Genomic DNA, 19409 nt, shown 5'->3' on the forward strand with positions numbered 1-19409 from the left:
CTATGGGCGCAGGCCCTGCCCGCGCCTCCTACAATGCCGGACATGGCGCAAACCTTTGATGTATGTATTCGTGGAGCCGGCATTGTGGGCCGGACCTTGGCTCTTTTGCTGGCGCGTGAGCGTCTGCGTGTGGCGCTGGTGGCGCCGCCACAGCCTCGATCCCCGCAAAAGGATGTGCGCGCCTATGCGCTCAATGCCAGTTCCAGGGCCGTGCTGCAGTCGTTGCGCTGCTGGCCTGACGACGAAGATGCCACGCCCGTGGTCGGCATGCAGGTGTTTGGCGATCTGGACGGCCAGGTTCAGTTCGACGCAGCTTCTCAGGAAGTGCCAGCACTGGCCTGGATTGTCGATGTCCCCGCGCTGGAGCAGCGCCTGGCCGAGGCCGTGCGCTATCAACCCCAGGTGGAAATCGTCAAGGAACCGGTGGAGGCCGCACTCACCGCCGTCTGCGAAGGCCGCTCCAGCAGCACGCGTACCGAATTCGGCGTGGATTTCTCCGTCACGCCCTATTCCCAGCACGCCATTGCCACCCGGTTGAGCTGTGAGCTGCCGCATGGCGGCATTGCACGTCAGTGGTTCACGCCGGAAGGAATCCTGGCCTTTCTGCCCATGGGCGGGCCCGACGGTCACGAAGTGGCCGTTGTCTGGTCGCTGGAGCAATCGCTGGTGCCTGACTGGCTGGAAAGCGACGAAGAGAGCTTTACCACCCGCCTGCAGTCCATCAGCCAGGATGCGCTGGGCCAGTTGGAGCTGGTGGCCGAGCGCGCCACCTGGCCTCTGCAGCAGGCTGTAGCCGATCGTTGGTGCGGACCGCTGGACAGGAACAGCCAACAAAGCTGGGTGCTGGCAGGTGACGCCGCCCACAACGTCCACCCGCTGGCCGGCCAGGGTCTGAACCTGGGCCTGGGCGATGTGCAGACTCTGGCACGCATCCTTCAGGAGCGCGACTACTGGCGCAGCCCCGCCGATCTGAAGCTGCTGCGCCAGTACGAGCGTGAGCGCAAGGCATCTCTGGCCCCCATGGGCCTGGCCATGGACGGGCTGCAGCAGCTGTTTGCCCGTCCCGAAGTGCCTGTGCAGATGCTGCGCAACTGGGGCATGAAGGGCTTTGAGCGCAGCGGCCTGCTCAAGTCCTGGATGGCCAAGCAGGCCATGGGTCTGCTCTGAGACGCGGGCTCAGGGAACCCTTGGCTCAGTCCGTACTCCAAGCAACAGCCCTGCCATCCATGCATAGTGGATGGCAGCCGATCTCATTCTTTCCACGCTGCAGCGCGCTGCAGCCCACGACATCTTCCATGAAACTTGTTGCCTGCCTGCTGGCCACCGCCAGCCTGACCTTCGGCCTGAGCGTGCATGCCCAGGATGCCAACCTCAAGAAGACGCTGACCGAGCGCATTCCCCAGCTCGAGAAAATCGACGAGGTGCGCTCCACCCCCATGAGCGGCCTGTACGAAGTACGCGTGGGCACGGACATCTTCTACACCGATGCCAAGGGCAACTATCTGATTCAGGGCGAGCTGATCGACACCAAGGCGCGCCGCAATCTGACCGAAGACCGCATGACCCAGCTCACGGCCGTGGACTTCAAGCAGTTGCCCATCAAGGACGCCATCACCATCGTGCATGGCAAGGGCGAGCGCAAGATGGCCGTGTTTGAAGACCCGAACTGCGGCTACTGCAAGCGCTTCGAAAAAGACCTGCAGAGCGTGGACAACGTCACCATCTACCTCTTCCTCTACCCCATCCTGAGCCCGGACTCGGCCGAGAAGTCGCGCAATATCTGGTGCGCCAAGGATCAGGCCAAGGCCTGGCATGAGCAGATGCTGAACAGCAAGAACGCACCAGCCGCCCAGTGCGACCCCGCCGCCATCCAGCGCAATCTGGCTTTTGGCCGCAAGTACAAGATCACCGGCACGCCCACCGTGATTTTTTCCAACAATGTGCGCGTGCCCGGCGCCATCTCGGCTGCCGAGGTCGAAAAGCACCTGGCCGCCGCCAAGTAATCCCTGTCTCATTGCCGGAGCAGCGTGCATCTGATGAAATTTCAGGCACGCTGCGATAGGTTCGCATGCTCCGGCCCGCATTTCTGGAGCTGCCATGACCACTGCCCCCAATGCCTCCGGCATTCGCCCCGACATCCGCTTTGCCGTGCAGGCCAGCGCGGTGGACGCCCATCTTTTCGATGTGGAGCTGCATATCGCCCAGCCTGCGGCACAGCAGTTGCTGTCGCTGCCGGTGTGGATTCCGGGCAGCTATCTGGTGCGCGAGTTTTCCAAGAACCTGCAGGGCGTGAAGGCCACGCAGAACGGTCAGCCCGTGGCCGTGCAACAGCTCAGCAAGAATCAATGGAAAATCTCCTGTAACGCCGATGCAGATTGCGTTATCAGCTATCAGGTTTGCGCCTATGACACCTCGGTGCGCACGGCCTGGCTGGATCGCCGGCGCGGTTTCTTCAACGGCACCAGCCTGTGCCTGCGCGTGCATGGTCAGGAAAACCGCCCCCATGCGCTGGAGCTGCTCGGCAGCCCCGCCACGCAGGACTGGCAGGTGGCCACCGGCCTGACGCCCGCACAAATCGATGCCAACGGCTTCGGCCTCTACACGGCAGCCCACTACGACGAGCTGGTGGACTGCCCCGTGGAGATGGGCCGGTTCTGGCGCGGCAGCTTTGTAGCCGGAGGCGTGCCCCACGAGTTCGTGGTGGCCGGTGCCGCGCCCAGCTTTGATGGCGAGCGCCTGCTGGCCGATACGCAAAAGATCTGCGAGGCCGAGATCGCCTTCTGGCATGCCGACGGCAGCCAGCTGCCCATGGATCGCTATGTCTTCATGCTCAATGTGGTGGATGACAACTATGGCGGCCTCGAGCACCGCAACAGCACGGCATTGATCTGCGGCCGCCGCGATCTGCCGCGCAAGGGTGAGGCCAAGGCCGGCGAGGGCTATAACACCTTGCTGGGCCTGATCAGCCACGAGTACTTCCACACCTGGAACGTCAAGCGCCTGCGCCCGACCGAACTGGCCCGCTACGACTACGAGCAGGAGAACTACACCGAGCTGCTGTGGTTCTTTGAAGGCTTCACCAGCTACTACGACGATCTGTTCCTGCGCCGCGCCGGACTGCTGGACAACAGCCAGTACCTCAAGCTCGTCACGCGCACCATCAACCAGGTGCTGCAAACGCCGGGCCGCCTGGTGCAGTCCGTGGCCGAGGCCAGCTTCGACGCCTGGGTCAAGTACTACCGCCAGGACGAGAACACCGCCAATCACACGGTCAGCTACTACACCAAGGGCTCGCTGGTCGCTCTGTGCCTCGATCTGGCGCTGCGCGCCAACGGCACCAGCAGCCTGGACGATGTGATGCGCGGCCTGTGGCGCAGCAGTGAAGGCGGCCCCATCAGCGAAGCCGATGTGCTGGCAGTGGTCAGCGAAGTGGGCAACCCTGAGATTGCCGGACAGCTGCAAGCCTGGGTACATTCCACCGAGGACCTGCCGCTGCGCGAGCTGCTGGTCCTGCATGGCATCAAGAGCAAGGCCGAGCCCGCACAGTTGGCGCAGAAACTGGGTCTGCGTGTCCAGGAAAACCACAGCGTGCAGATCAAGACCGTGCTGCGCGGCGGCGCTGCCGAGCAGGCCGGCATGATGGCTGGAGACGAGTGGCTGGCCGTCGAGGCCGATGGTCAGCGCTGGCGCATCAGCAAACTGGACGATGTGCAGCTGTACGCGGCCGGCTCCAATCAGCTCACGGCCTGGGTAGCACGCGACCAGCAGATTCTGCAGCTGACGCTGAACACGGGCAGCCTGCTCGCCAAAGCCGCCAGCGAGGATGCAGATAGCGCCAGCCCCATCAGCAATCTGGGGCTGGAAATCAGCGACAAGGCCGCCGCAGAGCGCTGGCTGACGGGCATTGCGGCCTGAGCCCGGCCCCAAAGTGGCGCTGCAGCGCGACAGCTGGCAGCCAGACTCAGCGGTTATTCTTGGCAGCAGCCATTCATTCTTTAGCAGGAGACAAACTTGGCCTACGAAACCATCGAAGTCCGCGTGGAAGCGGACAAAGTCGGCGTCATCACGCTGAACCGTCCCAAGCAGCTCAATGCCCTGAACGACCAGCTCATGGACGAACTGGGCGATGCGCTCAGGAAGTTCGATGCCGACAAAAGCATTGGCTGCATGATCATCACCGGCAGCGAACGCGCCTTTGCCGCCGGTGCCGACATCGGTGCCATGGCCAAGTACAGCTTTGCCGACGCCTATGGCGGCGACTACATCACGCGCAACTGGGAAACCATTCGCAGCATCCGCAAGCCCGTGATTGCCGCCGTCGGCGGCTTTGCCCTGGGCGGCGGCTGCGAGCTGGCGATGATGTGCGACTTCATCATCGCTGCCGATAACGCCAAGTTCGGCCAGCCCGAGATCAAGCTGGGCGTGATTCCCGGTGCCGGCGGCACGCAGCGCCTGCCCCGCGCCGTGGGCAAATCCAAGGCCATGGACATGGCTTTGACCGCCCGCATGATGGATGCCAGCGAGGCCGAGCGCGCCGGTCTGGTCAGCCGCGTCGTGCCTTTTGACAAGCTCATGGAAGAAGCTCTGGGTGCGGCCATCATCATCAGCGGCTTCTCCCAGCTGGCCGTGATGGCTGCCAAGGAATCCGTGAACCGTGCATTCGAGAGCGGCCTGTCCGATGGTGTGATGTTCGAGCGCCGCCTGTTCCATGCCCTGTTTGCCACCCAGGACCAGAAGGAAGGCATGGACGCGTTTGTGAACAAGCGCCCCGCCCACTTCACCCATCAGTAAGCACCAGATTTTTCGCAAGAAATTTCAGAAAACCACTTGAAGCAGCCATTTTTTGCATATAATCGCTGTCTTCGGTCGTATAGCTCAGTTGGTTAGAGCGCAGCATTCATAATGCTGATGTCGTAGGTTCAAGTCCCACTACGACCACCAAACAGGAAACCGCAGTGCTTGCAAAAGCACTGCGGTTTTTTCTTTATCCCTGAGACCGCTGCAGGCCGCACACAAAAAATCCCAACTTGGCTGCCAAGGCCATTTCTTCCTATACAATTGCGGGCTGTCGGTCGTATAGCTCAGTTGGTTAGAGCGCAGCATTCATAATGCTGATGTCGCAGGTTCGAGTCCCGCTACGACCACCAAATCCAGGCCCCAGTTGCTCACGCAGCTGGGGCTTTTCGCTTTTTACAGAGGCGACATTGCGCCGCACTGCTCTTTCTGCCCCGCAGAAATCAACGCAGTTCGCGCCGCCATGCTCCAGCCGCTCAAACCTCCCCTTCAAGGACTTTTTCGTGCCCGTTGCACCTCAAGGATGCTGCACGCACGCTGCGTGCCCGCGCGCTGGTCTTGCGCCCAGCAAGGGCCTGCTTTTTTCTGCAAAAGCCGGCCTGCAGGCACCCACAGTCCGTCTTCGCTCAAGGACTCTCCCGTGACCATACAAACCACAGGCGCCGTGGCAGGCACAGCCGCGCCCGCTGCTCCAACAGAAGTCAACGGATACAGCTGGAAAGCACTCATGGGCTCGGCCGTCGGCTACGCCATGGACGGCTTTGACCTGCTGATTCTGGGCTTCATGCTCTCGGCCATCTCCAAGGACCTGAACCTCACGCCCGGCCAGGCCGGCTCTCTCGTGACCTGGACCTTGATCGGCGCCGTCTTCGGGGGCATCGTCTTCGGCATGCTCAGCGACAAATACGGCCGCATCCGCGTGCTGACCTGGACGATCGTGCTGTTTGCCGTCTTTACCGGCCTGTGCGCATTTGCACAAGGCTACTGGGACTTGCTGATCTACCGCACCATCGCCGGTATCGGCCTGGGCGGCGAGTTCGGCATCGGCATGGCCCTGGCCGCCGAGGCCTGGCCCGCCCGCCATCGCGCACGCGTCTCGTCCTATGTGGCTCTGGGTTGGCAACTCGGCGTGCTGGGCGCAGCCATGCTGACCCCGCTGCTGCTGCCCTCCATCGGCTGGCGCGGCATGTTTCTGGTCGGCGTGATTCCCGCTGTCGTGGCCTGGGTCATCCGCAACAAGCTGCATGAGCCCGAAGTGTTCGTGGCGCGCAGCAAGAAAGAGCAGCCCTCGGCCATGCAATGCCTGAAGCTGCTGATGAAGGACAAGGCCACGCGCAAGATCAGCCTGGGCGTGATCGTGCTGACCTCGGTGCAGAACTTCGGCTACTACGGCATCATGATCTGGATGCCCAGCTTTCTGTCCAAGCAGATGGGCTTCAGCCTGACCAAGTCGTCCATGTGGACGGCCGTCACCATCGTCGGCATGTCGCTGGGTATCTGGGTCTTCGGCCAGCTGGCCGACCGCATCGGCCGCAAGCCCACTTTCCTGATCTTCCAGGTCGGCTCCGTGATCTCGGTGCTGGCCTATTCCCAGCTCACCGATGCCACGGCCATGCTGTGGGTGGGAGCCATCATGGGCCTGTGCGTCAACGGCATGATGGGCGGCTATGGCGCCGTCATCAGCGAAGCCTACCCTACCGAGGCCCGCGCCACAGCTCAAAACGTGCTGTTCAACATCGGCCGCGCCGTCGGCGGCCTGGGCCCGGTCGTCATCGGTGCGCTGGCCATGGCCTACTCTTTCCAGGTGGCCATTGCGCTGCTGGCTGCCATCTATGTGCTGGACATGCTGGCCACGGTCTTTCTGATTCCCGAGCTCAAGGGCAAGGAGCTTCATTAAAGATAGCTGCCATCGCAGACCCATCAAGCGCCAGAGCCTTAAAGCCTGGCGCTTTTTCATTGCCGCCGGGCTGTCCCAAGACAACAAGCCCCCACGTGGGCGCCCGGCGCAGAGGCAGCGGCCGCACGAAGCGGGCATGTGCGGGGGCCGAGCACCTTATCTGCGCTGCCCGAACACTTCGCTGACCAGGTCCCGCAGCCACTGGTTCGCGGGCTCCTGCGCAAAGCGCCAGCTCCAGTGCAAAGAGACATCGAAAGCACTCTCTGGCAGATCGGCCTGCAGCACCACATATCCGCCCTGTGCTTCAAAGGTCTCGGCAATCTCGGCGGGCATGATGACGGCCAGATCCGTCTGATGCACGATGGAAGGCACGGCCATGAAGTGGGCCGCCGACAGCCTCACCTGATCCTGCAACTCAAGCTTGCGCAGAATGCGCAGCGTCTCGGAATGCGAGCGCACGGCCACATAGTCGAGCCCGCGCAAATGTTCAGCGCTCAGCCTCTCGGCCTTCAAATCCTTGAGCACCGGATGCCCCTGACGCAGCAACAGGGCGTAGTGATCGGACAGCAGCACCTTCTGCTGGGTGCCCGTCACACCAGGCAGAAAGCCGATGGCGATATCCAGCGAGCCGCGATCCAGGGCATCGGCAATCTCGCCCATGGGCATGGGCAGGGTTTCGAGCTGCACATTCGGGGCCTTCTCACGCAAGGCCTGCATCAGCGGTGGCAGGAAGCGCGCCTCGCCGATGTCGCTGAGGTGAATGCGAAAGCACTGATTCGCCTGCAAGGGATCAAAACTGTGTGCCTCTGCCAAGGCCACCTCCAGCGTTGCCAGCGCAGTTCTTACCGCCTGAGCCAGTCGCTCGGCACGCGGCGTGGGGCGTACGCCCCCATGCATGCGTTCGAACAGCGGATCGCCCAGCAAATGGCGCAGCCGCGTCACCGCCTGACTGGCTGCGGGCTGGGAAAGACCCAGCTCCTGCGAAGCGCGGCTGACGCTGCCGTGGCGGAACACCGCATCGAAAACACGCAAGAGATTGAGATCCAGACCTGATATATCCATTAAACGAATATCTCTTAGATGATTTATTCAATTGCTGGAAATTATCTCCAAAGGCAGGATTGATGCCAACAGTGCCAAGGCCCAGTGCCTGCCCGATCCAAGGAGAATTTTTTGCCCGCCAACACCGCCCCCAATGCCCAGGCCGCCGAGGTCTTCACCGTACGCCACGCCGTCATCAACATGCTGCGCGAGCTGGGCATGACGCGCATCTTCGGCAACCCGGGCTCTACCGAACTGCCCTTGTTTCGCGACTATCCCGAAGACTTCTCATACATCCTCGGCCTGCAGGAAACCGTGGTCGTGGGCATGGCAGACGGCTATGCCCAGGCCACGCGCAATGCCAGCTTCGTGAACCTGCATTCGGCCGCCGGCGTGGGCCACGCCATGGCCAATATCTTCACGGCCTTCAAGAACCGCACGCCCATGGTCATCACGGCCGGCCAGCAGACGCGCTCGCTGCTGCAGTTCGACCCCTTCCTGCATTCCAACCAGGCCGCCGAGCTGCCCAAGCCCTATGTGAAGTGGAGCTGCGAGCCCGCGCGCGCCGAGGACGTGCCCCAGGCCCTGGCGCGCGCCTACTACATCGCCATGCAGGAGCCGCGAGGCCCGGTCTTCGTCTCCATTCCCGCCGATGACTGGGATGTGCCCTGCGAACCCATCACGCTGCGCAAAGTCGGCTTCGAGACCCGGCCCGACCCACGTCTGCTGGACAGCATAGGCCAGGCGCTGGAGGATGCGCGCGCACCGGCCTTCGTGGTCGGAGCGGCCGTGGACCGCAGCCAGGCCTTCGAGGCCGTCCAGGCCCTGGCCGAGCGCCACCAGGCGCGCGTCTATGTGGCGCCCATGAGCGGGCGCTGCAGCTTCCCCGAGGACCATGCGCTGTTCGGCGGTTTCCTGCCCGCCATGCGCGAGCGCATCGTGGACAGGCTTTCGGGCCATGACGTGGTCTTCGTCATCGGCGCACCTGCCTTCACCTACCACGTCGAAGGCCACGGCCCCTTCATCGCCGAAGGCACGCAGCTGTTCCAGCTCATCGAGGACCCCGCCATCGCCGCCTGGGCACCCGTTGGCGACGCGGCCGTGGGCAATATCCGCATGGGCGTGCAGGAGCTGCTGGCCCGCCCCCTGACGCACCCGCGCCCCGCGCTCCAGCCCCGGCCCGCCATACCGGCGCCGGCGGCACCCGAGCCAGGCGAGCTGATGAGCGATGCCTTCCTCATGCACACACTGGCCCAGGTGCGATCGCGCGACAGCATCATCGTCGAGGAGGCGCCTGGCTCGCGCTCCATCATCCAGGCCCACCTGCCCATCTACGCTGCCGAGACCTTCTTCACCATGTGCAGCGGCGGGCTGGGCCACAGCCTGCCTGCTTCCGTAGGCATCGCGCTGGCCAAGCCCGACAAGAAGGTCATAGGCGTCATCGGCGACGGCTCGGCCATGTACGCCATCCAGGCACTGTGGAGCGCAGCCCATCTGAAGCTGCCTCTCACCTACATCATTGTCAAGAACCGCCGCTACGCTGCCCTGCAGGATTTCTCCAGGGTGTTCGGCTACCGCGAGGGCGAGAAGGTCGAGGGAACGGACCTGCCCGACATCGACTTCGTGGCCCTGGCCAAGGGCCAGGGCTGCGACGGCGTGCGCGTCACCGAAGCCGCCCAGCTGCCCCAGGTTCTGCGGGACGCCCTGCGCAGCCCGCGTGCCACTCTGGTCGAGGTCGAGGTCGCCTGACCCGGCCCCGAGCCCTCGGAGACAAAACATGCACAACACACAAGAGTCGCAAGCGGCCACCGTCGGCATCCTGGGAGCGGGGGCCATGGGCACCCTGTTCGGCACCCGGCTGGCCCGGGCCGGCATCCCCGTCACGCTGGTGGATGTCAACGCGCAGCTGCTCCAGGCCATACGCGAGCACGGCGTGCACTGCGAGACCGACCAGGGTCCGCTGCACGCCGGCGTTCAGGCCCTGCAGGCCCATGAGCTGACGCAACCGCCCGCGCGCTGGCTGATCTTCACCAAGGCCGCCCATACCCAGGCCGCGCTGCAAAGCATTGCCCACCTGATAGGGCCCGGGACCCTGCTGCTCAGCCTGCAAAACGGCATAGGACATATCGAGACCCTGCACGGATTTGCCGATTCCCAGCAGATCGCCGTGGGTGTGACGACATGGCCGGCCCGGTTGCTGGCTCCCGGAAAAGTGAGTTCGCTGGGCAGCGGTAAGATCCGCTTCATGCCGCGCACCGGGCAGGTGGACGCCAGGTTCCAGGACTTCTGCGACGACCTCAACCGCGCCGGACTGCATTGCGAGATCGATCCCGAGGTCGAGACCGCCATCTGGGAGAAGCTGGCCTTCAATGCAGCCTTCAACGGCCTGTGCGGCATCACTCGCCAGACCGTTGACGGACTGGCCAGCCCTCTGGGCCGCAGCCTGATCCGCGAAGTCCTGGACGAGGTCGTTGCCGTAGCTGCGGCCAATGGCATCGCCGTGGACGCTCTGCGCATCCGGGCCACGGTGGAGGACGCCCTGAACCATCATGTGGGACACCAGCCATCGCTGCTACAGGACCTGCTGGCGGGGCGCCCCACCGAGACCGACTCCATCCACGGCGCGGTGGTGCGCGCGGGCGAGCGGCATGGCATTGCCACGCCCATGACACGCACCCTGCACCAGCTCATCAGCATGACACAGCAGCGCACGCCATAGACCCCGGACTCGGCGAAGACGCATCGAAGGCTCGGAAAAGACAGCCAACAAAGAGAAAGACAGCAGGGACCGAGCCCACAGATTCAATAACAAGGAGACAACATGCGCAGAACCTTTCTCAAAGCCGGCGCTGCTTGCGGTGTGCAGCTCGTGCTGGGTGCGGCCCACGCCCAGCAGGCGTCCGCCAGGCCCGTGGAATGGGTGGTCGGCTTTGCCGCAGGCGGCGGCTCGGATGCCGTGGCTCGCGGCGTAGCCGAGGCCTGGGCCAAGCCCATCCATCGCAACATCGTGGTGATCAACAAGCCGGGCGCCGGCACCAACATCGCCGCAGAATATGCGGCGCGCTCGCGCGACTATGGCAACCTGGTCTTCACCGCCGACTTCGCCACCCTGGCCGCCAACCCGCATCTGTTCCCCAAGCTGGCCTACAACGCCGAACAGGACTTCGTCCCCATCAGCCTGCTGGCGCGCTTTCCGCTGCTGCTGGTCGTCAACAACGAATTGCCGGTGCGCAGCTTCCAGGAGTTCTCGGCCTGGGCCAAGGCCAACCCCGACAAGCTCAGCTATGGATCTCCCGGGCTGGGCACCCCGCATCACCTGGCCACCGAACTGCTGGCCCAGAAGATGGGCGTGAAGATGACCCACGCGCCCTATCGCGGCGCCGGCCCGGCCATGCTGGATGTGATCGGAGGCCAGATTCCCTTCATGCTGGTGGACAGCGCCGCAGGCCTGCCCCACATCAACACGGGCAAGGTCCGCGCCATCGGCGTGGCCAGCGCGCAGCGGCTCAAGAGCCTGCCCCGCACGCCCACGCTCATCGAGCAGGGCGTGGCCGGCTTCGAGGCCTTCGCCTGGCAGGGCCTGGTCGCCCCCAGGGGTACGGATGACGCCACCATCCAGATGTGGTCCAGGACGCTGCAGGAGACCCTGAAGACGCCGGCCGTGCAGGCCCGCTTCGAAGCTCTGGCCCTGGAGCCCCTGCCCAGCACTCCCGAGCAGATGCGCGAGTTCTGGCTCTCCGAGAAGAAGCGCTGGGGAGAGGTCATCAAGACCGCAGGCATCAAGCTGGACTAATCGATATCAATGACAAGCAGGAAAACGCATATGGAGACTCCCATCACTCAACGCCCCTTTGCGCACAGGAAGCTGCGCGCCCTGATCACCAAGGGCTGGGCCAGCCTGGGCATGGCGCTTTGTCTGGCACCGGCCGCCCAGGCGCAGACATGGCCGGATCGCCCCATCCGCCTGATCGTGAACTTCGCCCCTGGCGGCGCCGCCGATGTGATGGGACGCGCGATCTCGCCCACCATGAGCCAGGCGCTGGGCCAGTCCGTGGTGGTGGACAACAAGCCCGGAGCCAACGGCAATATCGGTATCAGCGAAACCGTGCGCTCTGCCAAGGACGGCTATACGCTGCTGCTGAGCAGCGGCGGCGGCATCAGCATCAATCCGCTGATCTACAGCAAGCTGCCGTTCAACCCTGAAAAGGACCTGGTCCCCGTGGCGGCCGTGGCACGCGTGCATGTGTTTCTGGAAACCAACCCCAGCCTTCCTGTGAGCAATGTGCAGGACTTCATCAAGCACCTGCAGGCCAATCCGGGCAAGCTGTCCTACGGCTCGCCAGGCCCGGGCAGCTCGCCTCATCTGGCCGGTGAAATGTTCAAACGCGCGGCCAAGGTCGATGCCAGCCATATTCCCTACAAGGGTGCCGGCCCTGCCTTGACCGATGTGCTCAGCGGTCAGCTGCAATACTGGTTCGATCCGGGCCCGGGACTCAAGCAGGTCGAGGCCGGCAAGCTCAAGCTGCTGGCCATAGGCAGCCCGCACCGCTCGCCTCTGTACCCCAAGGTACCCACGCTGGCCGAAAGCGGCCTGCCGGGCTTCGACGCCGACACACTGTTCGGCATCTACGCGCCGGCCGGCACGCCCGCACCCGTGGTGGATGCCGTGCGCGCCAGCGTGATCAAGGCACTGGAGCAAAAGAGCGTGGTCGATGTGATCCAGGGTCTGGGCGCCACGCCCGAGCCGCGCATGAGCCGCCAGGACTTCGTGGACCACCATGCCAAGGAGCGCGCCCGCTTTGCACCGCTGATCAAGGAAATCGGCTTGAAAGTGGACTAAGAAATTTCAGTTCAACGTGGGAGTCCGGTTACCCGAAAACTCCCTTTTGACCGCCCGTCTGAAAGGACCGGCGGTCTTTTTTTGGTTTGCGCACACAAGAATGCTCAACAGGCATGCCTGCCGACAAAGCACCGAGTCAGATCCGAATTTGCGCAAGTCGTGCTTCAGTGGGAGGCCACCGCCACTACTACCGCAGACTCGGCCACCTCCAGCCAGACATTGTCATTGGCCACCAGCCCGCTCATGGCCGGCGCAAAGCCCACGATCTGAGCACCCCAGCTCAAACGACAGATGGCTTCGTCGGAAGCCAGGCTCTCTTCCGTCACCGTGGCCGCTCCATAGGTCGCGCGCTGCACCACGGCAGGCCAGATATTGATGGGCTGCGTGGACCCAGCAGGCCGCTCCTGCCCCAGCCAGACCTTGACGGCCGTGGCCTTGCACAATGCCAGCACCTGCACGCCGGGTGCCAGACCCAGCAGCTCATAGCTTTCGGGCGTGATACGCGCGGCAATCGTCCAGTCCGAGCCTGCATCGCTTGCGGCACGCAGCCAGACACGGATCTGCCCTCCTATGGACTCGACCTTGAGCACGCTGCAAGGCCACTGATTGCGCATGCTGGTCATCAGGCCCAGATTGGGTTGCCCGCCACCGGGCGTGCCGGCCTGCATGCGCTGCAGCAACTCGCTGCGCAAGCGCATCATGGCCTCGGCCGCATGCAGCAATTCCTCGCCCGCCGGCGTGATCTGTGCACCGCCGCCCCCGGCGCCGCCCACGCTGCGCTCGACCAGCGGCACGCCGGCCAGATTGGTCAGGGTATCGATGGCCTGCCAGGCAGCCTTGTAGCTCACGCCCACATCGCGCGCGGCTTGGGAGATGGAGCCGCTTTGCGCAATCCCGCGCAGGATGGCAATGCGACGGTCGGCCATGTCATAGCCCAGCGCCTGGGAAACCGAGTCGGACGACAGTGCGCCACCCGGCACTACCTCGTCGCCGGCCATATCCAATTGTTCTTGTTCGAAATTTTCTGTGTCTGACATAGACCGCCATCATGCCCTGACAGCCAATTTCCCCGCTCGACCTCAGTTGTTCATTCACGCTACACTCGCTATTCCATTAATGAATAGCGAAATTTCAATGACTCAGATCACTGCCCGCTCCACCGGTTTTTCCTTTCAACTGGCTCGCTCTGCGGCCGTGATCGGCACAGTCGTGCTGGGCCTGTGGTCTGCGCAGGCGCAGGCCGCTGAAGTGGCGGTCGCCGTGGCAGCCAACTTCACCGCGCCCATGAAGAAGATTGCGGCCGAGTTCGAGAAGGATACAGGCCACAAGGCCGAGCTGTCGTTTGGCGCCACCGGCAAGTTCTACGCCCAGATCAACAACGGCGCGCCCTTCGGCATTCTGCTGGCCGCCGACGACACCACACCCGAGAAGCTGGCCAAGGAAGGCAAGGGCGTGACCGATTCGCGCTTTACCTACGCCATCGGTACGCTGGTGCTGTGGAGCCCCAAGGCCGGCTATGTGGACGACAAGGGCGATGTACTCAAGAGCGGCGACTACAAGCACATCGCAATTGCCAATCCCAAGCTGGCCCCTTACGGAACAGCTGCCATGGAAGTGCTGAACAAGCTCGGCCTGAGCGCACAGGTGCAGCCCAAGGTGGTGATGGGCGAGAACATCGCCCAGACCTACCAGTTCGCTGCCACCGGCAATGCGCAGCTGGGTTTTGTGGCGCTGTCCCAGGTCATGGAGAACGGCAAGATCCGCGAGGGTTCGGCCTGGCAGGTGCCCGGCAATATGCATGAACCCATCCGCCAGGATGCCATTGTGCTCAACAGCGCCAAGGACAACGAAGCCGCTGCGGCTCTGATGAAGTACCTGCGCAGCCCCAAGGCACATGACATCATCCGCTCCTATGGCTACAGCTTCTGACGCTTGACCGGCAAATCCTGGAGCTCAAACCAATCCGCTCTACCCTTGGCGCTGCTCGGCTAAGCTGGGCGCTCCAAGGGTCTTTTTTTCGACTTGCGCAAATTCGGATCGGACATGGTGCTTTGCCGATAGAAATGTCCGTTGTGCATGCTTGTTTGCGCAAGTCCTGTTTTTGATTCCATGCAACTGAATGCCGAAGACTACGCAGCCATCTGGCTCACGCTCAAGCTCGCGGGCGTGACTACCGTGCTGCTCATGCTGTTGTGCACACCGCTGGCCTGGTGGCTGGCCCATACCCGTTCGCGCTGGCGCGGCCCGATCGGTGCCGTGGTGGCGCTGCCGCTGGTACTGCCGCCCACCGTCATCGGCTTTTATCTGCTGGTCACCATGGGGCCCAACGGCCCCATAGGCAAGCTCACGCAGGCCATGGGCCTGGGCAATCTGCCGTTCACCTTTGCCGGCCTCGTGGTCGGCTCGCTGATCTACTCCATGCCATTCACCGTGCAGCCGCTGCAGCGTGCCTTCGAGGCATTGGGCCCGCGCCCCATGGAGGCTGCCGCCAGCCTGGGCGCCAGTCCGCTGGACCGCTTCCTGACCGTGGCCCTGCCGCTGGCGCGTCCCGGATTCATCACCGCCGCCGTGCTGACCTTTGCCCACACCGTGGGCGAATTCGGCGTGGTGCTGATGCTTGGCGGCAACATCCCCGGCGTCACGCGCGTGGTCTCGGTACAGATTTACGACCATGTGGAAGCCATGGAGTACGGCCACGCCCATATGCTGGCGGCCGGCATGGTGGTGTTCTCCTTCATCGTGCTGCTGGCTTTGAACTGGCTGCAACCCAAAGCGGAGCGCCGCGCATGACAGCCACCAATTTCATCGCCGCACAGCTCAGGCTGAGCCGGCCGGACTTTGAACTCGATGTGGATCTGCAGCTACCCGGCCAGGGGGTCACGGCCCTGTTCGGGCCTTCGGGCTGCGGCAAGACCAGCTGTCTGCGCAGTCTTGCCGGGCTTGAACGGGCGCAAGGTCGCGTCACCGTCAACCAGACCGTATGGCAGGACGATACCAGCCGACAATGGCTGCCCACGCACCAGCGCGCACTCGGTTATGTGTTTCAGGAGGCCAGCCTGTTTCCTCATCTGTCGGTGCAGCGCAATATCGACTACGGTCTCAAGCGCACGCCGCAGGAACGCCGCAAGGTCTCCAAGGAGCGGGCCGTGGAACTGCTGGGCATCAGCCATCTGATGGATCGCATGCCCGCCACGCTTTCGGGCGGCGAACGCCAGCGCGTGGCGATTGCAAGAGCGCTGGCCACCAGCCCCGAAGTGCTGCTCATGGACGAGCCCCTGGCCGCGCTCGACGCCCAGCGCAAGGCCGAGGTTCTGCCCTATCTGGAGCAGTTGCAGCGGCATCTGCGGATTCCCGTGATCTATGTGAGCCACTCCATGGACGAGGTTGCGCGCCTGGCCCAGCATATGGTGCTGCTCGGCGCGGGCAAGGTGCTGGCGCAGGGCTCCGTCACCGAACTGCTCTCCAGCCTCGATCTGCCGCTGGCCCATGGCGACGTGGCCTCCAGCGTGGTCCATGCCACGGTGCAGGCCCATGACGCTGCCGACCATCTGAGCACGCTGATCTTCGACGGCGGACAACTGCAGCTCGTCATGGCCAGACCGCGCGAGCCGGGCAGCACGGTGCCGCTGCGCGTGCAGGCACGCGATGTCAGCCTGAGTCTGCTCAGGCCCGAGGGCAGCAGCATTCTCAACATCCTTCCGGTGCAGGTGCTGGGCCTGCGCGAGGACGGGCCGGGGCAGGTCATGGTTTCGCTGCAGGCGGGCGGCACCCGACTGCTGGCCAGAATCACCCGGCACTCGGCCAAGGCCTTGCAACTGCAGGCCGGCATGCCGCTGTATGCACAGATCAAGGGGATGGCACTGCTGGACTGAGCGCAGCGCATCCGCCCCTTGCCGGCAAGGGATGCGCCTGCTGACTATCATCAGCCCATGACCGAGTCCGCCTGCCCCATCCCTGCCCAGCCGATAGCACCGCTGCACACCCATGCCGTGAGCTTCTTCAACGCCGGGAAGCAGGAGCGGCAGGAGCGCGTGCTCGCGGCCGAGGTGCCGATCGCGCTGGTCTTCAACGGCATCTCGCATGCGGTGATGATGGGCTCGCCCACCGATGTGGAGGACTTTGCGCTGGGCTTTGCGCTGACCGAGGGCATCATCGACAGCGCCACTGACTGCTACGGCATCGAAGCCCGCCCCGTGTCTGCCGCGGCGGCCGGCCTGCCCGAAGGCATGGACGGCATGGAAGTGCAGCTCGACATCGCCTCGCGCTGCTTTGCGCGGCTCAAGGACAGGCGCCGCAGCATGACGGGCCGCACGGGTTGCGGCGTCTGCGGAGTCGAGAGCTTTGCGGCGCTGGACCTGTCGTTTGATGCCCTGCCGCCCCAGGGCTGGCTGGAGCGGGTCGACGCAGCCACCGTGCTCAAGGCGATTGACGCCCTGCCGCCACACCAGATTCTCAATGCCGAGGCCGGCGCCATCCATGCCGCAGGCTGGGCCACTCTGGCGGGCGACATCACGGATGTGCTCGAAGACGTGGGCCGCCACAATGCGCTGGACAAGCTGGTCGGCCGGCTGGCGCGCACGGGCCGCCTCGGCGAACCCGGCTTTGTGCTGCTGTCCAGCCGCGGCAGCCATGAACTGGTGCGCAAATGCGCCAAGGTCGGCATCGCGGCGCTGGCCACGATTTCCGCGCCCACCGTCATGGGCGTGCGCATGGCGGAGCTGACGGGCCTGCGCTTCTGGGGGCTGTGCCGCCCGCCCAAGGCCGTGCTCTATGCCGCGGGCGGCAAAGCCTGAGCAAGCCCTGCTGCCAAGCGCCAGCCTCTAGAATCACGGCATTGCGGCCATGACTCCAGCTCTGACCGCCCCACGATCAGCCCCTGGATATACACCATGAACCGCTGCACCACCACCCGCTTCAGCCGCCGCCTTTGGGGCTGCGCCCTGCTGGCTGCTGCCGCCAGCGCCAGCCTGCCGGCCCTGGCACAGGGCCTGCCCTCGGACGACACGCGCAACTTTCCGCCCACGGCGCAGTTCGGCGAACTGACGGTCACCAATTTCCCCGAAGTGGCCATTAACGGCACGACCATCCGCACCACGCCGGGCTTTCGCCTGTTCAGCCGCGAACGCAGCCTGGTTTTTGCCAGCAACTATGCAGGCCAGAAACTGCTGGTGGGCTATGTGATCGAGCCACAGACGCAGGGTCTGCACATGGCCTGGATTCTGACCCCGGCCGAAATCGAGAAATACAAGCCGATCCAGCCGCGCACCCTGCTGCAGCGCGTGTTCGGCAGCTGAGTCCGGCCCGCGCCGGCCGCTATTGATTGACGAGCTGCTTGCGCTTTTTCAGCAAGCTTTTCGAACTGTTTCCATATCTAAATCGAGTGATGGCAGGCGCCAGCCGCTATCACTTTGTGCTTGCAGACACTGCAGGCCCACCTGACAAGAGCGCCCCATGAGCAAGAAAGTCTTTATCAAAACCTTTGGCTGCCAGATGAACGAGTACGACTCGGACAAGATGGCCGATGTGCTGGGCGCGGCCCAGGGTTACGAGCCCACGCAGAACGTGGACGAGGCCGATCTGATCCTGTTCAACACCTGCTCGGTGCGCGAGAAGGCCCAGGAAAAAGTATTCAGCGATCTGGGCCGCATCCGCCATCTCAAGGAAAAAGGCGTGCTGATCGGCGTGGGCGGCTGCGTGGCCAGCCAGGAGGGTGCAGAGATCATCAAGCGCGCTCCGTTTGTCGATGTGGTCTTCGGCCCCCAGACCCTGCACCGCCTGCCCGAGCTGCTCAATCAGCGCGCGGCCAAGGCCAAGCCCCAGGTCGATATCTCCTTCCCCGAAATCGAGAAGTTCGACCACCTGCCGCCGGCGCGCGTGGAAGGCGCTTCGGCCTTTGTCTCCATCATGGAAGGCTGCTCCAAATATTGCAGCTACTGCGTCGTGCCCTATACGCGCGGCGAAGAAGTCAGCCGCCCCTTCGAGGACGTGCTGGTGGAAGTCGCGGGCCTGGCCGAGCAAGGCGTGAAGGAAATCACGCTGCTGGGCCAGAACGTCAACGCCTACCTGGGCAAGATGGGCGACAGCAGCGAGATGGCCGACTTCGCGCTGCTGCTGGAATATGTGGCCGAGATTCCCGGCATCGAGCGCATCCGCTACACCACCAGCCATCCCAACGAGTTCACGCCGCGCCTGATCGAGGCCTACGCCAAGATTCCGCAACTGGTCAGCCATCTGCATCTGCCCGTGCAGCATGGCAGCGACAAGATCCTCATGGCCATGAAGCGCGGTTACACGGCCATGGAGTACAAGAGCACCATCCGCAAGCTGCGCGCCATCCGTCCCGATCTGGCCATGAGCAGCGACTTCATCGTGGGCTTCCCCGGCGAGACCGAGGAAGACTTCCAGAAGATGATGAAGCTCATCCACGATGTGCGCTTCGACAACTCGTTCAGCTTCATCTTCAGCCCCCGCCCCGGCACGCCTGCAGCCAATCTGCACGACGACACGCCGCACGAAGTCAAGCTGCGCCGCCTGCAGGAGTTGCAGGCCGTGATCAACACCAACATCAAGGAGATCAGCGAAGAGCGTGTCGGCACGGTGCAACGCCTGCTGGTCGAAGGCGTGAGCAAGCGCGACGGCAGCGAGCTGATGGGCCGCACCTATTGCAACCGCGTGGTCAACTTCCCCGGCAACGAGCGTTTGATCGGACAGATGGTAGATGTGAAGATTACCGAAGCCAAGGCCTACACCTTGCGCGGCGAAGTCCTGGTCAAGGATTGACAGCCCGACAGTCCCCAGCCTCATCCACAAAAAGCCTGCCTGCAATTCCAAGGCAGG

The 19409-nt window shown here is 63.8% G+C and carries 17 protein-coding genes and 2 tRNA genes; 17 read left to right on the plus strand and 2 right to left on the minus strand.

The window, feature by feature from the left end; all coding sequences use genetic code 11:
• The first annotated feature begins 42 nt into the window (after positions 1-42).
• The 7 genes from Cth01_RS05080 to Cth01_RS05110 all read left to right on the plus strand — a co-directional run bounded on the left by Cth01_RS05080 (position 43) and on the right by Cth01_RS05110 (position 6691).
• The gene (locus tag Cth01_RS05080; protein ID WP_174447016.1) at positions 43-1167 is read left to right on the plus strand and encodes an FAD-dependent monooxygenase; all 1125 of its coding nucleotides are present in this window, start codon (positions 43-45) and stop codon (positions 1165-1167) included.
• Between the two features lie 128 nt (positions 1168-1295).
• Complete coding sequence (locus tag Cth01_RS05085; protein WP_003071046.1) at positions 1296-2003, plus strand: DsbC family protein; 708 nt, start codon at positions 1296-1298, stop codon at positions 2001-2003.
• Positions 2004-2097: 94 nt separating this feature from the next.
• The gene (locus tag Cth01_RS05090; RefSeq protein ID WP_045838657.1) at positions 2098-3915 is read left to right on the plus strand and encodes a M61 family metallopeptidase; all 1818 of its coding nucleotides are present in this window, start codon (positions 2098-2100) and stop codon (positions 3913-3915) included.
• Positions 3916-4011: 96 nt separating this feature from the next.
• The gene (locus Cth01_RS05095) at positions 4012-4791 is read left to right on the plus strand and encodes an enoyl-CoA hydratase (RefSeq protein ID WP_034394305.1); all 780 of its coding nucleotides are present in this window, start codon (positions 4012-4014) and stop codon (positions 4789-4791) included.
• 73 nt (positions 4792-4864) lie between these two features.
• Positions 4865-4941: transfer RNA gene (locus Cth01_RS05100), tRNA-Met, on the plus strand.
• 129 nt (positions 4942-5070) lie between these two features.
• Positions 5071-5147, plus strand: a tRNA-Met gene (locus Cth01_RS05105).
• A gap of 374 nt (positions 5148-5521) precedes the next feature.
• A complete protein-coding gene (locus Cth01_RS05110; protein WP_034381291.1) occupies positions 5522-6691 on the plus strand; it encodes an MFS transporter in 1170 nt (389 codons plus the stop codon).
• A 156-nt stretch (positions 6692-6847) separates the two neighbouring features.
• Here the strand turns inward: Cth01_RS05110 and Cth01_RS05115 are convergent, their stop codons facing one another.
• Entirely contained in the window at positions 6848-7753 is a 906-nt protein-coding gene (locus tag Cth01_RS05115) for a LysR family transcriptional regulator (protein ID WP_045838658.1), read from the minus strand.
• Between the two features lie 111 nt (positions 7754-7864).
• Between Cth01_RS05115 and mdlC the strand changes: the two genes are divergently transcribed.
• The 4 genes from mdlC to Cth01_RS05135 all read left to right on the plus strand — a co-directional run bounded on the left by mdlC (position 7865) and on the right by Cth01_RS05135 (position 12572).
• Positions 7865-9481, plus strand: a complete 1617-nt coding sequence (gene mdlC / locus Cth01_RS05120; RefSeq protein WP_045838683.1) for a benzoylformate decarboxylase — start codon at positions 7865-7867, stop codon at positions 9479-9481.
• A 28-nt stretch (positions 9482-9509) separates the two neighbouring features.
• Positions 9510-10451 carry a ketopantoate reductase family protein gene (locus Cth01_RS05125; RefSeq protein ID WP_045838659.1) on the plus strand — a complete coding sequence of 314 codons (942 nt, stop codon included), beginning with the start codon at positions 9510-9512 and terminating at the stop codon, positions 10449-10451.
• A gap of 102 nt (positions 10452-10553) precedes the next feature.
• Positions 10554-11525 carry a Bug family tripartite tricarboxylate transporter substrate binding protein gene (locus Cth01_RS05130; protein WP_034381296.1) on the plus strand — a complete coding sequence of 324 codons (972 nt, stop codon included), beginning with the start codon at positions 10554-10556 and terminating at the stop codon, positions 11523-11525.
• Positions 11526-11555: 30 nt separating this feature from the next.
• On the plus strand, positions 11556-12572 hold the full coding sequence (locus Cth01_RS05135) for a Bug family tripartite tricarboxylate transporter substrate binding protein (RefSeq protein WP_139032053.1): 1017 nt from the start codon (positions 11556-11558) through the stop codon (positions 12570-12572).
• A 164-nt stretch (positions 12573-12736) separates the two neighbouring features.
• Here Cth01_RS05135 and Cth01_RS05140 read toward each other — a convergent pair whose 3' ends face one another.
• Positions 12737-13609, minus strand: coding sequence for a molybdenum-dependent transcriptional regulator (locus Cth01_RS05140; protein ID WP_039049806.1), 873 nt, complete (start codon positions 13607-13609; stop codon positions 12737-12739).
• Positions 13610-13706: 97 nt separating this feature from the next.
• Between Cth01_RS05140 and modA the strand changes: the two genes are divergently transcribed.
• The 6 genes from modA to miaB all read left to right on the plus strand — a co-directional run bounded on the left by modA (position 13707) and on the right by miaB (position 19352).
• On the plus strand, positions 13707-14501 hold the full coding sequence (gene modA / locus Cth01_RS05145) for a molybdate ABC transporter substrate-binding protein (RefSeq protein WP_003075262.1): 795 nt from the start codon (positions 13707-13709) through the stop codon (positions 14499-14501).
• 180 nt (positions 14502-14681) lie between these two features.
• The gene (modB, locus tag Cth01_RS05150) at positions 14682-15362 is read left to right on the plus strand and encodes a molybdate ABC transporter permease subunit (RefSeq protein WP_003075261.1); all 681 of its coding nucleotides are present in this window, start codon (positions 14682-14684) and stop codon (positions 15360-15362) included.
• Positions 15359-16444, plus strand: coding sequence for a molybdenum ABC transporter ATP-binding protein (gene modC / locus Cth01_RS05155; RefSeq protein ID WP_034381304.1), 1086 nt, complete (start codon positions 15359-15361; stop codon positions 16442-16444). The genes modB and modC overlap by 4 nt, the downstream gene beginning before the upstream one ends.
• A 57-nt stretch (positions 16445-16501) precedes the next feature.
• Positions 16502-17365, plus strand: a complete 864-nt coding sequence (fdhD, locus tag Cth01_RS05160) for a formate dehydrogenase accessory sulfurtransferase FdhD (protein ID WP_034381306.1) — start codon at positions 16502-16504, stop codon at positions 17363-17365.
• A gap of 96 nt (positions 17366-17461) precedes the next feature.
• A complete protein-coding gene (locus tag Cth01_RS05165; RefSeq protein WP_045838660.1) occupies positions 17462-17866 on the plus strand; it encodes a hypothetical protein in 405 nt (134 codons plus the stop codon).
• Positions 17867-18023: 157 nt separating this feature from the next.
• Positions 18024-19352, plus strand: a complete 1329-nt coding sequence (gene miaB, locus Cth01_RS05170; protein WP_003071003.1) for a tRNA (N6-isopentenyl adenosine(37)-C2)-methylthiotransferase MiaB — start codon at positions 18024-18026, stop codon at positions 19350-19352.
• The last annotated feature ends 57 nt before the right edge of the window (positions 19353-19409 follow it).

This window comes from Comamonas thiooxydans (assembly GCF_000964545.1).
GTDB lineage: Bacteria > Pseudomonadota > Gammaproteobacteria > Burkholderiales > Burkholderiaceae_C > Comamonas > Comamonas thiooxydans.

Coding starts and splice junctions, on each gene's coding strand:
- Cth01_RS05080 (WP_174447016.1), top strand. CDS start 43: ATGGCGCAAACCTTTGATGTATGTATTCGTGGAGCCGGCATTGTGGGC.
- Cth01_RS05085 (WP_003071046.1), top strand. CDS start 1,296: ATGAAACTTGTTGCCTGCCTGCTGGCCACCGCCAGCCTGACCTTCGGC.
- Cth01_RS05090 (WP_045838657.1), top strand. CDS start 2,098: ATGACCACTGCCCCCAATGCCTCCGGCATTCGCCCCGACATCCGCTTT.
- Cth01_RS05110 (WP_034381291.1), top strand. CDS start 5,522: ATGGGCTCGGCCGTCGGCTACGCCATGGACGGCTTTGACCTGCTGATT.
- Cth01_RS05115 (WP_045838658.1), bottom strand. CDS start 7,753: ATGGATATATCAGGTCTGGATCTCAATCTCTTGCGTGTTTTCGATGCG.
- Cth01_RS05125 (WP_045838659.1), top strand. CDS start 9,510: ATGCACAACACACAAGAGTCGCAAGCGGCCACCGTCGGCATCCTGGGA.
- Cth01_RS05130 (WP_034381296.1), top strand. CDS start 10,554: ATGCGCAGAACCTTTCTCAAAGCCGGCGCTGCTTGCGGTGTGCAGCTC.
- Cth01_RS05135 (WP_139032053.1), top strand. CDS start 11,556: ATGGAGACTCCCATCACTCAACGCCCCTTTGCGCACAGGAAGCTGCGC.
- Cth01_RS05140 (WP_039049806.1), bottom strand. CDS start 13,609: ATGTCAGACACAGAAAATTTCGAACAAGAACAATTGGATATGGCCGGC.
- modA (WP_003075262.1), top strand. CDS start 13,707: ATGACTCAGATCACTGCCCGCTCCACCGGTTTTTCCTTTCAACTGGCT.
- modB (WP_003075261.1), top strand. CDS start 14,682: ATGCAACTGAATGCCGAAGACTACGCAGCCATCTGGCTCACGCTCAAG.
- modC (WP_034381304.1), top strand. CDS start 15,359: ATGACAGCCACCAATTTCATCGCCGCACAGCTCAGGCTGAGCCGGCCG.
- fdhD (WP_034381306.1), top strand. CDS start 16,502: ATGACCGAGTCCGCCTGCCCCATCCCTGCCCAGCCGATAGCACCGCTG.
- Cth01_RS05165 (WP_045838660.1), top strand. CDS start 17,462: ATGAACCGCTGCACCACCACCCGCTTCAGCCGCCGCCTTTGGGGCTGC.
- miaB (WP_003071003.1), top strand. CDS start 18,024: ATGAGCAAGAAAGTCTTTATCAAAACCTTTGGCTGCCAGATGAACGAG.